Annotated in this window: 12 protein-coding genes; 11 read left to right on the top strand and 1 reads right to left on the bottom strand. The window is 68.3% G+C overall.

Annotated elements, in window-relative coordinates:
• Window positions 1–170 precede the first annotated feature (170 nt).
• From EKM57_RS02565 to EKM57_RS02525, 9 genes are read left to right on the top strand one after another with little or no spacing between them, the layout of a single operon-like run.
• Window positions 171–1,001, top strand: a complete 831-nt coding sequence (locus EKM57_RS02565; protein ID WP_129790869.1) for a type II secretion system protein N — start codon at window positions 171–173, stop codon at window positions 999–1,001.
• A complete protein-coding gene (gene gspD, locus EKM57_RS02560) occupies window positions 998–3,100 on the top strand; it encodes a type II secretion system secretin GspD (protein ID WP_129790868.1) in 2,103 nt (700 codons plus the stop codon). Before EKM57_RS02565 ends, gspD begins: the two co-directional genes overlap by 4 nt.
• Window positions 3,097–4,647, top strand: a complete 1,551-nt coding sequence (gene gspE / locus EKM57_RS02555; RefSeq protein WP_129790867.1) for a type II secretion system ATPase GspE — start codon at window positions 3,097–3,099, stop codon at window positions 4,645–4,647. Before gspD ends, gspE begins: the two co-directional genes overlap by 4 nt.
• Window positions 4,640–5,863, top strand: coding sequence for a type II secretion system inner membrane protein GspF (gene gspF / locus EKM57_RS02550; protein WP_129790866.1), 1,224 nt, complete (start codon window positions 4,640–4,642; stop codon window positions 5,861–5,863). Before gspE ends, gspF begins: the two co-directional genes overlap by 8 nt.
• On the top strand, window positions 5,864–6,274 hold the full coding sequence (gene gspG, locus EKM57_RS02545; RefSeq protein WP_129790865.1) for a type II secretion system major pseudopilin GspG: 411 nt from the start codon (window positions 5,864–5,866) through the stop codon (window positions 6,272–6,274).
• A complete protein-coding gene (gspL, locus tag EKM57_RS22370) occupies window positions 6,255–7,322 on the top strand; it encodes a type II secretion system protein GspL (protein ID WP_165357155.1) in 1,068 nt (355 codons plus the stop codon). The genes gspG and gspL overlap by 20 nt, the downstream gene beginning before the upstream one ends.
• Window positions 7,319–7,798 (top strand): type II secretion system protein GspM, encoded by a 480-nt coding sequence (gene gspM, locus EKM57_RS22365; protein WP_129790863.1) that lies wholly within the window; start codon window positions 7,319–7,321, stop codon window positions 7,796–7,798. The genes gspL and gspM overlap by 4 nt, the downstream gene beginning before the upstream one ends.
• Window positions 7,798–8,511 carry a type II secretion system protein N gene (gspN, locus tag EKM57_RS02530; RefSeq protein WP_129790862.1) on the top strand — a complete coding sequence of 238 codons (714 nt, stop codon included), beginning with the start codon at window positions 7,798–7,800 and terminating at the stop codon, window positions 8,509–8,511. Before gspM ends, gspN begins: the two co-directional genes overlap by 1 nt.
• Before the next feature lie 53 nt (window positions 8,512–8,564).
• The gene (locus tag EKM57_RS02525; RefSeq protein ID WP_129790861.1) at window positions 8,565–8,984 is read left to right on the top strand and encodes a hypothetical protein; all 420 of its coding nucleotides are present in this window, start codon (window positions 8,565–8,567) and stop codon (window positions 8,982–8,984) included.
• Between the two features lie 137 nt (window positions 8,985–9,121).
• On the opposite strand, the gene EKM57_RS02520 is transcribed toward EKM57_RS02525, so the two are convergent.
• On the bottom strand, window positions 9,122–10,171 hold the full coding sequence (locus tag EKM57_RS02520; protein WP_165357154.1) for a YihY/virulence factor BrkB family protein: 1,050 nt from the start codon (window positions 10,169–10,171) through the stop codon (window positions 9,122–9,124).
• Window positions 10,172–10,569: 398 nt separating this feature from the next.
• Here EKM57_RS02520 and EKM57_RS02515 point away from each other — a divergent pair, with 398 nt between their 5' ends.
• Both EKM57_RS02515 and EKM57_RS02510 read left to right on the top strand, forming a co-directional pair.
• Window positions 10,570–11,427 (top strand): PilZ domain-containing protein, encoded by an 858-nt coding sequence (locus EKM57_RS02515; protein WP_129790859.1) that lies wholly within the window; start codon window positions 10,570–10,572, stop codon window positions 11,425–11,427.
• A gap of 167 nt (window positions 11,428–11,594) precedes the next feature.
• On the top strand, window positions 11,595–15,221 hold the full coding sequence (locus EKM57_RS02510) for a hydantoinase B/oxoprolinase family protein (protein ID WP_129790858.1): 3,627 nt from the start codon (window positions 11,595–11,597) through the stop codon (window positions 15,219–15,221).
• Window positions 15,222–15,225 lie beyond the last annotated feature (4 nt).

The following is a 15,225-nucleotide window of genomic DNA, read 5'->3' as shown; positions in this document are numbered from 1 at the left end:
AAAAGCTGTGAACCTTCCTCTTCGCGACTCTTCGGGGAAGGGGGAGGCGTTTCAGCCATCCAGTTCAGCACGATGAGCCGGCGCGTGAGTCCGCTTACTGTCTCCAAAGAGTCACACGGCGGACATAGCTGGGCCGCATGGCTCGACGGGGAGGGGGAATCGGATCTTCGATGCGCTTGCGCTCAATTCCGCGCGCCGACCGCCTGCTCGGCCGCTTTCCTCACCTCACCGCATTCTCCGCGGCGGAGCTCCTGCTTCTCGCGCTGATCGCCATGCAGGCCGCGCGCCTGGTCTGGATCGTCGTCACGCCGGTCGGCCCCGTCGGCGACTATAAAGGCGCAACCCCCCTTCTCCCGCCCGGCGACTCGGCGCTTGCGGACTTCGATCCCTTCTTCAGGCTCGCCGGCGGCGGCGCTGCCGTCGTCACTTCGCTGAATCTCTCCTTGCACGGCATTCGCGAGGACCGGGCTACGGGCCGCGGCTCCGCGATCATCGCCTTGCCGGACGGGAGCCAGCACAGCTTCGGGGTCGGCGAGGAGATCATGCCCGGCGTTACCCTGGCCGAAGTCGGCTTCGAAAGCGTGACGATCAGGCGCAACGGCGCCCTGGAGCAGGTCTTTCTGGACCAATCGGGATCCGTGCCGCCCGCGGCGCCTGTCCCAGGCGCCCCCGCTTCCAACGCGGTTTCCGCGCCGACGGGGCCGGCGCCGGTTCCGGCCCAGCCCAGCTCCGCCGCTCCGGCTGCGCCACCCATTCGTTTTCAGACGCGGATGAACGAAGGCCGGGTGGACGGGATCATCGTCGCCCCCGGCGATGATGGCGGCCAGGCGTTTCGCGCGGCCGGCTTCGCCCCCGGCGATGTCATCGTCTCCGTGAACGGTCAGCGCATCAGCTCGCCCGAACAGGCGCGCGCGCTCGTCCAGGGCTCGAACGGGCGGGCGACCGTCCTGGTGGACCGCGCCGGTCGTACGGTGCCGATCGTGGTGAGGCTTGATCTGTGAAACGCCTGCTTGTCGCCCTTGCCCTGGTGCTGACGCCGCTGTCGCCGGTCTGGTCTCAATATGTGCTCAACCTGCGCGACGCCGACATACGCGCGTTCATCCAGGACGCGGCGAGAGTGACCGGGCGGACCTTCATCATCGACCCGTCCGTCCAGGGCCGCGTTTCGGTCGTGACCGACCGGGCGCTGACGCGGAGCGAATATTTCGAGCTGTTCCTGTCGACCCTGCGCGCGAATGGCTATGTCGCCGTGCCAGCGGCGGGCGGGGCGCTCAGGGTTCAGCCGATCGCCGGCGCCGCCGCTTCGGCGCCGGTCGGCGGCACTCGGGGCGGAAGCCCGAGCGGCTTCATCACCGAGATACTGCGCGTCCGCAATGTCGAGGCGACCGCTGCGGTCGAGACGTTGCGTCCGCTGGTCAGTCGCGACGGATCGATCACCGCGGGGCGCAGCTCGATCGTCGTCTCCGATTTCGCCGACAATGTCCGCCGCATCCGGCAGGTGCTGGCCCAGATCGACGTCGACGGTGGCGTCACACGGCTGGTGGGACTCGATAATGCAGGCGCGCGCGAGATAGCCGGCGCCCTTGCGGAGCTCTCGCCCGAAGGCGTGACGGTGGTCGCGATAGACAGCTCGAACGCCGTCGCGCTACGCGGCGACGCAGCGACGGTGTCGCAGCTTGGCGAGATCGCCGCCGAGCTCGACCGTCGCGCCGCGAGCGGGAGCGAGATTCGCGTCGTCTTCCTCGAACATGCCGACGCCGAGCAGCTTCTGCCGGTGCTCCAGCGGCTGCTCGGCCAGACTCCGACCCAGCCGAGCACGCCGCGCCGCAGCCGCCGCGGCGACGGCGACAACGCCGCCGCCCTGGAGCCCGAGCCGTCAGCGGCTCCGGTGGCCGTTTCGGCGCCGACGGGAACGCCTCCTCTCGCTGCCCGCAACGCCGTGGTGACCCGCTTCGAGGGCGCCAACGCGATCGTCATCTCGGCGACGCCGGACGTCCAGCGCATGCTGAGCGAGGTCGTTCGGCAGCTCGACGTCCGCCGCCAGCAGGTACTGGTGGAGGCGATCATCGTCGAGATTTCCGACACTGCGGCGCAGCAGCTCGGGGTCCAGCTCTTCCTCGCCGGCCTGCGCGGATCGAACATCCCGTTCGCGGTCACCAATTATTCGAGCATCTCCCCCAACTTGGGCACGATCGCCGGCGCCATCGCGGCGCGCGAGCTCAGTGGCACGACCACGACGGTCACCACCGGCGACGGCTCGACGACCACCACGACGAGCGAGGGCGGATCGGATCTTATCGACGCCGCCGCGGCCGAGCTGGCGGGGATCAATGGCGGGCTGGCCGGTGCCGCGTTCCGCAGCGGCAATGCGATCTTCGGCGCGATCGTCAATGCGGTCCGCTCCGATAATCAGTCGAACATCCTGTCGACCCCGTCGATCATGACGCTCGACAATCAGGAAGCGAGAATTCTGGTCGGGCAGGAAATTCCGATCACCACCGGAGAGGCGTTGTCGGAGAATTTCGACAACACCTTCCGCACCGTCCAGCGCCAGAATGTCGGGATCACGCTCGAGGTTCGGCCCCAGATCAATGCGGGCGGCTCGATCAAGCTCGACTTGAGGCAGGAGGTGAGCTCGATCGCCGGACCGGTATCGAGCGACTTCCAGGACCTGATCCTCAACAAGCGCGAGATCGAGACGACCATCACCGTCGACGACGGCGAGATCGTCGGAATCGGTGGCCTGCTCGACGATAATGAGCGCCGGACTCTCGAAAAAGTGCCGCTGCTCGGCGACCTGCCGGTGCTCGGCAATCTGTTCCGGGCGCGCGGGCGGGCCCGCGGCCGCACCAACCTGATGGTGTTCATCCGACCGACCATCCTGCGTTCGGCCGCGGATGCCCAGGCGATGAGTGCGCGCCGCTACGGCTATGCGCGCAGCCAGCAGCTTCTCGCCAATCCGAATCGCGAGCCGACGCTGGACGAACTGGTCCGCGATTATCTCGGCACCGTTCCGCCAGGCGCGACGGCGGTGCAGCAGCCGCAGGACGCGGTCGTGGCGCCGGCCGAGCCGCCGGTGCCGCCGCCGACCCAGCCATGAAGATCGCCCGCGGCGACGAGCCGGCCGCGGTGGCCGCACCGGAGGACGACCCGGCGTCCCCGCGCGAGTCGCTGACCCGCCTCCTCCCTTACAGCTTTGCCCGGCGTCACGGCCTGATCGCCACGGGCGAGCGTGACGGTCGCCCCGACGTCGCGATGCGGCAGGGGAGTGATCCGGCCGGCCTGATCGAGCTGCGGCGGTTCCTGGGCCGGCCCTTTGTGCTTCGCATGGTGGATGCCGCGGCGTTCGATCGGCTGCTGTCTGACCTCTACGCATCCGGCGCCGGCGTGGCGGCGGACGCCGCCGGTTCGCTCGGCTTCGACGACGATCTCGGCCATATCGCCGCGGCGCTGCCGAGTGCCGACGACCTGCTCGACACGTCGGACGACGCGCCGGCGATCCGGCTGATCAACGGGATCATCGCCGACGCCGTGCGCCAGGGCGTCTCCGATATCCATATCGAGCCATACGAGACCGGCCTGGTGGTCCGGATGCGCGTCGACGGCGTGCTGCGCGAGGTGTTGAAGATGCCGGCCCATGTCGCGCCGGTGGTGGTCAGCCGCGTCAAGGTCATGGCGCGACTGGACATCGCCGAGCGGCGCCTGCCGCAGGACGGCCGGATCGGCCTGACCCTGGGCGGCAAGCTCATCGACGTCCGAGTCTCCACCCTGCCGAGCCGCGCGGGCGAGCGCGTGGTGTTGCGCATTCTCGACAAGGACAATGCCGGCATCGATCTCGAATGGCTCGGCATGACCCCGGAGGCCGACCGGCTGTATCGCGAGGCCCTGGCCGAGCCGAACGGGATCGTCCTCGTCACGGGGCCTACCGGATCGGGCAAGACGACGACGCTCTACGCCGGCCTGAAGCAGCTCAACGACGGTCGCCGCAACATCCTCACGGTCGAGGATCCGGTCGAATATGCGATGGACGGAATAGGCCAGACGCAGATCAATCCGCAGGTCGGCCTCACTTTCGCCGCCGGGCTGCGCGCAATCCTGCGCCAGGATCCGGACGTGGTGATGGTCGGCGAAATTCGCGACCGCGAGACGGCCGAGATCGCCGTCCAGGCGGCGCTGACCGGGCACCTCGTCCTGTCCACCGTTCACACCAACGACGCCGTCGGCGCGATCACCCGCCTGCGCGACATGAAGGTCGAGCCGTTCCTGATCGCGTCGACGGTCCGCGCCGTCATTGCCCAGCGGCTGGTACGCCGCCTGTGTCCGGAATGCCGAACGCCGGTCCGCGCCGCACCCTCTTTGTCGGATTTGCTCGCGATCGAACCGGACTCCGTCGTTCACGAGCCGCGCGGCTGCCCCTCCTGCGGCGGAACCGGCTATAAGGGGCGGATCGGCCTGTTCGAGGCGGTGAAGGTGGACGAGACGATTCGTAGGCTGATCAATGCCGGTGGCGACGAGGCGGCGATCGCCGCCCATGCCTTCCGGTCCGTCACTACGCTGGCGCGCGCGGCGCGCACCTTGGTCCTGGATGGCGTCACCAGCCCGGAGGAAGCGGTGCGCGTGTCGCGTCACGAGGCGCCCGATGCCTGATTACGCCTATGTCGGGCTTGATACCGCCGGGCGGGAGCGGCGCGGCTCGGTGCGCGCCGAGACGCCCGACGCGGCGCGGGCTCAGCTCGCTTCGCGCAGGCTCTACGTCGTCCGGATCGAGCCGCGTTCGGGGGAGGTGGCGCCCCCCTTGCTTTCGCGAGGCCTCATCGCCCGCCGCCGGCTCGGCGCCCGGCAGTTGACGTTGTTCACCCGCCAACTCGCAACGCTCGTTCAGGTCGCTCCGCTCGAGGAGGCGCTGCGGACACTGTCCCGTCAGGCCGAGCGCGACGAGGTGCGGCGAATCCTCGGTTCCGTGCACGAAGGCGTGGTCGAAGGGCGGCGGCTATCCGATGCGATGGGGCGGGAGCCGAAGAGCTTTCCGCCGCTCTACCGGGCGATGATCGCCGCCGGTGAAGGATCGGGGACGCTTCCGCACATCCTGGAACGACTCGCCGACCTGCTCGAGCGTCAGGCGCAGGTCCGCGGCAAGGTCCTCTCGACCCTCGCTTATCCCCTGGTGCTGGCGGTGGTCGCCGCCTTCGTCGTCTTCGCCCTGATGATCTTCGTCGTTCCCAAAGTGGTCGAGCAGTTCGAGAATGTGGGCCAGGAGCTCCCCTTGCTCACCCGTATGGTGATCGGGCTTTCGACCTTCCTCAGCAACTGGTGGTGGGCGTTGCTCATCCTCGGCGCGCTCGCCGTCTTCCTCGGCGCCCGGGCCTTGAAGGAGGAGGGGCTGCGGATGAAGTTCGACGCGGCCCTGCTGCGCGTCCCCCTGGTCGGCCGTCTGATCCGCGACCTCCATGCGGCGCGGCTGGCGCGCACCCTTTCGACGATGGTGGCGAGCCGGCTGCCGTTGCTCGAAGGGCTTACCCTCACCACCGGCACGGTCCACAACCGGGTACTTCGCGCCGCTTCGGCCGGTATCGCCGAATCGGTCCGCACTGGCGGCAGCCTGTCCGGGGCGCTGCGCAAGGCCGGCGTGTTCCCGCCCTTGCTGGTCTATCTCGCCGCCTCGGGAGAGGCCTCGGGACGGCTCGACCTGATGCTCGAGCGGGCGGCCGATTATCTGGAGCGGGAGTTCGATACCTTTACATCGACCGCTCTGTCGCTGCTGGAGCCGGCGATCATCATCATCATGGGCGTCATCGTCGCCCTGATCGTGCTGTCGATCCTGCTCCCCATCCTGCAACTGGACACGCTGGCCGGAGGATATTGAATGTTGCCGAAACTGCGCCGCCGGCGCCGCATCAAGCACGAGGAATCCGGATTCTCCCTCGTCGAGCTGATGGTGGTGATCGTCATCATCGGACTGCTCGCCACCGTGGTCATGATCAACGTCATGCCCGCGGCCGACCGCGCTGCCGTCACCAAGGCGCGGGCGGACATCGCCACTCTCGAGCAGGCGATCGAACTCTACCGGCTCGACAATCTCCGCTATCCGACGAGCGACGAGGGACTCGAAGCGCTCATCGCGGGCCGCTACGTCCGGCGCCTGCCCGAGGATCCATGGGGCAATGCCTATCGCTACAGCGCGCCTGGGCCGGAAGGGCGCCCGTTCCAGGTCGCGTCATTGGGCGCCGACGGCCGCGAAGGGGGCTCCGGCCAAGATGAAGACATCACCAGCTGAACTCGCCGACGCGGCGACCCTCCTGGTCTTTCTCGACGAGGCGGGCGGTCTCGGACGATGGCTGTTGCTCGGCAAAGGCGGCATCGCCGGCCGTGGCGACGTCTCCGACGGGCTGCCGGATGCCCCCGCTGGAATCGTGCTCGTTGCGCCCGGCGAGCAGCTGACCTTGCGCTGGCTCGATCTGGCCGGCGGTCTTGCGCCGGCCCAGGCCGCTGCAGCCGCGCGGCTGATGCTCGCGGACGCCAGCGCCGAGCCGCTGTCGAGCCTGCACGTGGCCGTCGGCCGGCCTGAGGAAGGCCGCACGCCGGCGGCGATGGTGCCGATGGCGAAGATGTCGCAATGGCTCGCCGCCGCGGAAGCGGCCGGGCTCGATCCCGACGCGATCGTCCCCGGACCCTTGCTGCTCCCTGTTCCGGAGTCGGGCTTCGTGCGGCGCTCCCGCGGTGCGCTCTCCGATTATTGCGGACCGGCGGCGGCTTTCAGCCTGGAGCCGGAACTCGCCGAGCCGTTGATCGCCGGAGCGCCGGTGGAGACGCTCGAGGAGGCCGCGTTCGAAGCGGCCCTGGCGCCCCTCGTCGGCTCGCCGCCGCTCGACCTGCGGCAGGGGCCGTTCGCCCGCCGTCGCCGTTGGCGCCTGGAGGGACGCCGAGCTCGCCGGGTGGCGGTCCTGGCGATGGCGCTCGCGGTCCTTACCCTTGCGGCCCAGGTCTCCAACATCCTCGCTTACACCTTCGCCGCCGATCGCGCGCAGGCGGAGGCGGACGCTCTGAATGCCCGGGCGCGGGCGGGCGGCGCCGATGCCGGCCCGGGGTTCGGCGCCACCGCCGCAGCCTTGTTCGCCGCGGTTCGCGACACGCCGAGCATAGAGCTTGCCCGGATCGAATACCGCGCCGACGGAAGCCTCGCCGCGACCGTGATGCTCGACAGTCCAGCGACGCTCGAAGCGCTCCGGACGCGCATGGAAGCCGCCGGCCTTCGCGTCGAAGCGGGAGAGACTCGAAGCGCCGGCGGACGTCCAACGGCCGACGTGACGGTGCGGCCGGCGTGATCGCGACGCTCGTTCAATGGTGGCGACTCCGCTCCGAGCGCGAGCGCGTGCTGCTGCTCGTCATGTTCGCGCTGGTCGCCCTGGTGCTGCTCTGGCTGATCGTGATCCGGCCGCTGGCCGATGCCCTGGATTCCGCCAAGCAGCGTCACGGCGAAGCCGTAAGCGCCCTTGCCGAGGCCCGGGCTCGCATGGGCGCCGCGGCGGGGGCATCGGGCGGGCCAACGGCTTCCGCGCCACTGCCCGTCGATTCCCACATCGGGCGTACCGCGGCCGAGGCCGGCTTCACGGGAGCGCGGATCGTTGCGCGAGGGCCGGCGCGCGCCTCGGTCTCCATTGACGCCGCGCGGCCCCAGGCTGTCTTCGCCTGGCTGGGTCGGATGGAGCAGGACGGCCTGGTCGTGGAAAGCCTGCGCGCTCGTGCGAACGACGACAGGACCCTGGCCGTCGAGCTCGAGCTCAAGGCACGAGGCCGCTGATGCCGGTCCGCCTGCCGATCGGCCGCACGCTGTTCCTGCTCGCGGCGTTCGTTTTCACTCTGGTGGCGCTTTTTCCGCTTCGCCTGGCGCTCGACCGTCTTGGCTTTGAAGAGCGCGGACTTGCCGCCCGCTCCGCCACGGGAAGCGTCTGGAACGGCGCTCTCCAGGAAGCGCGGATCGGGCCCGTCGCCCTTGGAGACGTCCATGCGCGACTGAACCTGCTGCCTTTGTTCCTCGGCCGCGCGAGGCTGAGCGTGATCGCTGCGGAGGAAAACGGCCTCGTGGGCGCCGTTTCGGTCTCCCGCCACGGCTTCGGTTTCGAGGATTTCGACGGCCGGATCCGGGCCGGGACCTTGTTCGCGCCGCTGCCCCTCACATCGCTCGACTTCGACGATCTCAGCGCGGGGTTCGCCGGCGGCCGCTGTGTCCGTGCCGACGGCGGCGTGCGGGCGATCGTCTCGGCTCAGGCGGGAGGTATCGGCATCTCGCCCGAACTCGTCGGCCGCGCGCGCTGCGCCGGGGACGCTTTGCTCCTCCCGCTGGCCGGCCGCTCCGGAATGGAGCGGCTCGACGTTCGGATCTTTCCGGACGGGCGCTACCGCCTCGACCTGCTGGTCCGTTCGACCGATCCGGCCGTGGGCGCGGCGTTGGCGGCGGCTGGCTTCCGCCGTGTGGCGCAGGGATATGCGATGCGGATCGACGGCGCCTTCTAGGATCGATTCTCCGAAACGGCCGTTGGTCGTTTCGAACGGGTCGGAGGCCGGTTGTGAAGCATTTCTTCCTCGCGGCAGGTGCGCTGTCGCTTCTCGGAACGCCGGGTTTCGCCCGGCCGGTCGACGGTCCGCACGCGGTCGCGCAGACCTATCCGCCCTGCGCCCCCGGCCCGGGCGACGACAGTTGCATCCAGCTTCACGAGCAGGGGCGCGCGCTCGGCGGGCCCTACGAGCCGATTGCCGGACATGCCGACGCTTCGCCGACCGGTGCGATGGCGAGCGAGGCCGCGATGAACGAGGACGCCGCGGGCGGCTCGGTCGCGGCGGGGAATGAAGCCGGCACTCGGGGCGCCTTCCGGGGCGTCGGCGGACCCGCGGCCTCCCAGTCCGATTACCCGCCATGCGAACTCGATATAGGCCAGGATCGCTGTATTCAGACCTACGAGCGAGATGTAAGCGGCACCGGAAACTGAGGCGGAGCGGCGGCCTGGACATTCCCTTCGGCGCCTGCCGCCGTTCCATCGTCGAGATCCGCGCTGGTGGAGCCGCGCCGCGGCAGGGGCGATGACCTGTCGCAGCCAAGTCTCTGCATGGGCCGAGCGGGTGGCCGTCAGGTCACCGGTCGGTTCCGGGCCGCGCCCGATCGAGATTGCCCCAGGAACGAGAGCAAGATGGAAAATGCGCCCAGCCGGACGGCGAGCGTGCCGAGCGACGGTACGGGGTCGCGCCTCGCCGGCTCGTTGGGGCCCGCCGCCTGGGGGGCGGCGTCGGGTTTGCGACCGGTCCTCTCCTCAAGGACCGAATTCAGCTCGGCGCCGAGCAGGACGATATAGGCGCTGAGATAGAGCCATGTCAGAAAGACGATGATCGCGCCAAGCGAACCATAAGTGGCATTGTAATTGGTAAAATTCGCGACATAGGCACCGAAGCCGGACGTCGCGCCCAGCCAGACGAGCGTCGCCAGAGCTGACCCCGCACTGATCCAGCGCCACTGCGCGTCTGCGCGGTTCGGCCCCCAATAATAGATCATGGCCAGCAGAAGGATGACCGCGGAGGCCGCCATCAGGAAGGCGACGGCCTTCAGCAGCAACTGCATCGCTCCGCCGAGTTCCGGTAGCAGCTGCTCGGCCAGATTGAGCGCCGAGACGGCAAAGATGGCGAGGATCAGGGTGATCACCGCGCCTGCCGTCATCGCCAGCGCCATCAAGGTGCGTGCGACGATGCCACGGCTCTCCGCCACTTCGAACACGATGTTGAGCGCGGTGATGACCGCCGCCGCCCCCTTGCTCGCTCCATAGAGCGCGATTCCGATGGCCAGCAGGAGTGCGAGGCCGGTCCGGGTCCCGCTCGTGGCTGTCATGCTCTCGAGCTGGTCGCCGACGACCTGCGCGGCATTTTCCGGCATCAGCTCGGTCAACCTATCCATGTGGTGAACCACGGAGGCGGGCTCGGCGACCAGGCCGTAGCTCAGCACGACGGCGGTGAGCAACGGCACGAAGGCAAGGAAGGCGTAGAATGCGACGCCCGCGGAGACGAGACCGAGATTGTCCTCGCCGGCCTCCTTCCAGGTAGAGATGAGGATGCCCTTCCACCCCGCTCGCGGAATGTCGGAGCGATAATCGGCGCCGCTTTCCGGGACTGGGGAGGAAGGATGGTTCACTTCATGCCAAAGCCGCGGGTCCGCTTGCAGTTCCCGGAAAGGCGTCTGCTTTTCCGGCGGGGGCCGCAGCGGCCCTTCACCGGCGTCTGTTCCCGTTGCGGGATCATCCCCTCGGACGGGGGCCGATGGCGGTCTAGCACTGGGCAGTCGTCAGGCTGGCTCGCGGAGGCCTGCCGCGGCTTTCACCATGTCGCGGTTAAACGGCCATCAACCGTTTGGGTCGAAGGTGAACAGCCGAAAGGTTGATAAAGTGCTTGCCGACACGCACCATCGCCCATCTGCAGCCTCCCGCCGGTTCATTCCGCCCGAGCTTGGGGGCGGAAGCTTCGCCCGTTTCTCCGCAACGCTCCCGAGGACGGGCTTGGCGACGTTGAGCCGTGCGGCCGGAACCCGCTGATATGCAATGGTTCCCGGCCTTCGCGCGATCCATCGCCCTGTCGGAGAACCTGGGTGAGAACGTCGCTCGGAAGAACGACCTGACCGGCGGTGGCGGAACGGAGGAGCTCGGCGATACACCGAACGCGGCTGGTCCTGCCGAGGAATCGCCTGTCTCGCAGGATGCGCCGTCGGCATCCGACGCGGTTTCGACTGCTTCGACGGAGCCTGGTTCGGAGCGTCGCTCGCAGACGCGTCACGACGCCGGAGTGATGGGTCGGTTGCGGTTGCCGGCATCGGAGCACGACTGCTGGATCGTCGAACTGTCCACGGGCGGTATGCGCATCGCGAGCGAGGATTCGGTGGTGAGCGTCGGCGAGCAGGTGGTGGTCGTTACCCAGAACTTCCCGCGCCTTATCGGCATCGCACGCTGGGCGAGGCAGGGGGTCATCGGAATCCAGTTTCAACGGCCGATAGCACCCGAGGTCATCGCGAAAATGGGTGAGATCCGCCGGCGCGTGCGCAGCCCCCGAGCGGGTCGGGCCAAGCTGGAGCTCCCGAGCGTCGTCTATTTCGACGGCACCCAACATGACGTCGTCGTGGGCAACATCTCGGTCGGTGGGTTGATGATGACGACTCGCCTGCCGGTGCTGCGCGGGCAGCGAAAGGTTATTCGCGATGGGCAGGCGCTGATGATCCAGTTTCCGGAGCTGCTGCCTATCGGCGGCCACGTGCGCTGGACCTGCGGCGCCAGATGCGGGGTCGCCTTCTCGAAGCTCCTGCCCCTGCCGATTGCCGAAGAAATCCTGCGTCTGGGGAACCTGAACCCTGCCTGGCTCGACGACGTTCGCCGCGCGCATGCGGATTTCGAAGATCGTTGAGCCCGACAGGGCCTTTTCGAATAATGCCGTTCCGCCATCGGCCTAGCGTGCCGCGGATTGGCTGGCTCAGTCGTACGAGCTGGATCTTCGGCTTTGCTCCAGGCGGAGTCGCACCTTCTCGACCGCTTGCGATTCCACTCGGCCCCAAAACGGGCTAGGGCCGCGCCATGAACGCCGGCTGGACTTTCTCGATCGACCGAGGCGGCACCTTCACCGATATCGTCGCGCGATCGCCGGACGGGCGGCAGGCGGTGCGCAAGCTGCTGTCCGACAATCCCGAACGCTACGAGGATGCCGCAGTCGCCGGAATCGGCCAGATCCTCGCCGAACATGGCGGCGCCGGCATCGCCTCGGTGAAGATGGGAACGACTGTCGCCACCAACGCTTTGCTCGAGCGCAAGGGCGAGAAGGTCGCCTTGGCAATCACGAGCGGCTTCGGCGACGCGCTACGTATCGGCTATCAAGCGCGTCCGGACATCTTCGCCCGAAAGATCGTGCTGCCCGGTCCGCTCTACGACGAGATCGTCGAGGTCGACGAGCGGGTGAAGGCGGACGGCGAAGTGATCCGGCCGCTCGATCTGGCGCGCGCCCGGTCGGGGCTCGAGGCGGCGTTCGGCCGTGGGTGCCGGGCGGTCGCGATCGTGCTGATGCACGGCTGGCGCTGGATCGATCATGAAAGGCAGCTGGCGCAGGCGGCGCGGGAGATCGGTTTCTCCCAGGTCTCCGTCAGCCATGAGGTCGAGCCCCTGATCAAGCTGATTGGTCGGGGCGACACATGCGTCGTCGACGCCTATCTCTCGCCGGTGCTACGCCGATATGTCGATCGGGTCGTCGCGGGCCTCCGGGCCGCATCCGGCGGCGTAGCCGGCCTCCAGTTCATGCAGTCCAACGGCGGCCTGATCGACGCCGCCGCTTTCCGCGGCAAGGACGCGATCCTGTCGGGGCCGGCGGGTGGGATCGTCGGCATGGCGCGTACCGGGGCTCAGGCCGGCTTCGAGAAGATCATCGGCTTCGACATGGGCGGGACGTCGACGGACGTTTCCCATTTCGCCGGAAGCTACGAGCGGACCAGCGAACGCGCTGTCGCGGGGGTCCGCGTGCGCGCGCCGATGCTCGAGATCCACACCGTCGCCGCCGGAGGCGGCTCGATCTGTCATTATGACGGCCGCCGCTTCCGGGTCGGGCCGGACAGCGCCGGTGCTGTGCCGGGACCCGCTTGCTACCGCCGCGGCGGCCCGCTCACGGTCACCGACTGCAACGTGGTGCTCGGCAAGATACGGCCGGAGCATTTCCCCCGTGTCTTTGGCCCCGACGGCGACGAGGCGATCGATGTCGACGCGTCGCATGCCCGCTGTGTCGACATCGCGGAGCAGGCAGGGATGGACGCGCAGGCGGTCGCCGAGGGGTTCATCCGCATCGCGGTCGACAATATGGCCAATGCGATCAAGCAGATCTCGATCGCTCGCGGTCACGACGTCACGAATTATACGCTGCAATGCTTCGGCGGCGCCGGCGGGCAGCATGCCTGCCTGGTCGCTGACGCGCTCGGCATCGGCCAGGTGATGGTTCACCCGCTTGCCGGCGTGCTCAGTGCCTATGGAATGGGCCTGGCCGACCGGGTCGAGCTGCGCCAGCGCAGCCTAGCCGGCGACGATCTGGCGTCGGTGCTCGACGATCTTGCCCGGGAGGCCGTCGCGGCGTTGCGCGACCAGGGGGTCGAGGCGCCGGACGTTCGTCGCCGTGCCGCCTTGCGCTACGAAGGCAGCGACACGGCGCTGGAGGTCGAGCTAGGGGAGGGGATGGAAGCCGCCTTCACCGAAGCGCACCGGCGTCGCTTCGGCTTTACGTCGGATGCGCCGATCACGGTAGAGACAGCGATCGTCGAGGCGGTGGGGAAGGGCGAGGCGCTCGTCTCTCCGTTGCAGAGCGACGCGGATGCGGATCACGCGAAGAGTCGGGGAGGGGACATTCTCCCGCCGCGGCGGGGCGAAGACGCCATCCCTCCGCGATCGCCCGGGCAGTCCGCCTTCGCGACCGAAGCGGGGGAGGCGCTCTACGACCGTGCGACGCTAACGGCTGGCGACCGGATTCTCGGCCCTGCCATCATCGTGGATCCCTCCGCGACGACGGTCGTCGAGCCCGGCTGGCAAGCGCGGGTGGACGATCTCGGCAACCTCATCCTCACGCGTGCCGTGCCGCGCGAAAGCGCTTCGGCGATGGGAACCGAGGTGGATCCGATCATGCTCGAAGTGATGGGCAACCTGTTCATGGCGATCGCCGAGGAAATGGGTGTCGCGCTCCAGAACACGGCCTCGTCAGTCAATATCAAGGAAAGGCTCGATTTCTCCTGCGCGCTGTTCGATCGGGAAGGTCAGCTGGTCGCCAACGCGCCGCATATTCCGGTCCATCTCGGATCGATGGGAGACAGCATCCGCACGATCATCGAGGCGCGCGGCCCGGATGAGGACGGCCGTCCCAGAGACGGGCGCGGGATGATGCGCGGCGACGTCTACGTGCTGAATGCCCCCTATCGCGGCGGCACCCATCTACCCGACATCACGGTGATCATGCCGGTCTTCATCGAAGGGGACCCGATGCCCGCATGGTTTGTCGCGGCGCGCGGCCACCATGCCGACATTGGCGGCATCGCGCCGGGATCGATGCCGCCGGACAGCAAAACGGTGCACGAAGAAGGTGTGCTCATCGACAATTTCCTGCTGGTCGATTGCGGGCGCTTTCGCGAGGCGGAGTTGCGCGACCTGCTCGCCTCGGGAGACTGGCCAGCTCGCAGCCCCGACCGAAATATCGCGGATCTGAAGGCTCAGATCGCCGCCTGCGCGCGTGGGGCGGGCGAGCTCGTCCGCGTCGCCACCGAATATGGCCGTGACGTGATCGACGCCTACATGGCGCATGTCATGGCTTATGCCGAGGAAGCGGTTCGGCGCCTCATCGACCGGCTTCAGGATGGCGAATTTCGCTACGAGCTGGACAATGGTTCCGTCGTCTGCGTCTCGATCCGGGTCGATCGGGAGCGCCGCTCGGCGGTCGTCGACTTCGCCGGAACGAGCCGGCAGCAGCCCGACAATTTCAACGCTCCTTATTCGATCTGCCGTGCGGCGACGCTCTATGTCTTCCGCACACTGGTCGACGATGCGATCCCTCTCAACGACGGGTGCATGCGGCCGATCACCCTCGAAGTTCCCGAAGGCTCGATGCTCAATCCGCGATATCCGGCGGCGGTTGTCGCCGGCAATGTGGAGACGAGCCAGGTGGTGACCGACTGCCTGCTCGCCGCGGTGCGTGCGCTCGCGCCGAGCCAGGGGACGATGAACAATTTCACCTTCGGCAATGAGGAGCATCAATATTACGAGACGATCGCCGGCGGCGCCGGGGCCGGACCGGATTTCGACGGCGCCAGCGCGGTCCACACTCACATGACCAACAGCCGCCTCACCGATCCCGAGATTCTGGAAACCCGGTTCCCGGTGATCCTGGAGCGGTTCGCCATACGTCGTGGCTCCGGCGGTTCGGGCCGGTACAGGGGCGGCGACGGAATCGAGCGCCACGTGCGATTCCTCGAGCCGATGAGCGCCGGAATCCTTTCCAATCGCCGGCGTAAGCCGCCGCGGGGCATAGAAGGCGGCGCTGATGCCTCCCCTGGCGTCAACAAGGTGGTTCGCGCCGACGGCAAGGAGGAGACGCTCTCCGCCACGGCCTCGGCTGAAATGGAAGTGGGCGACCTTTTCGTCGTCGGGACACCCGGCGGCGGGGGCTATGGCGCGACCGGGAGCTGAGGGA

Source organism: Sphingosinicella sp. CPCC 101087 (assembly GCF_004151485.1).
Classification (GTDB): Bacteria; Pseudomonadota; Alphaproteobacteria; order Sphingomonadales; family Sphingomonadaceae; genus Allosphingosinicella.
Note: the sequence above shows the minus strand (reverse complement) of the source record. Positions and strands in the feature narration are given on the sequence as shown.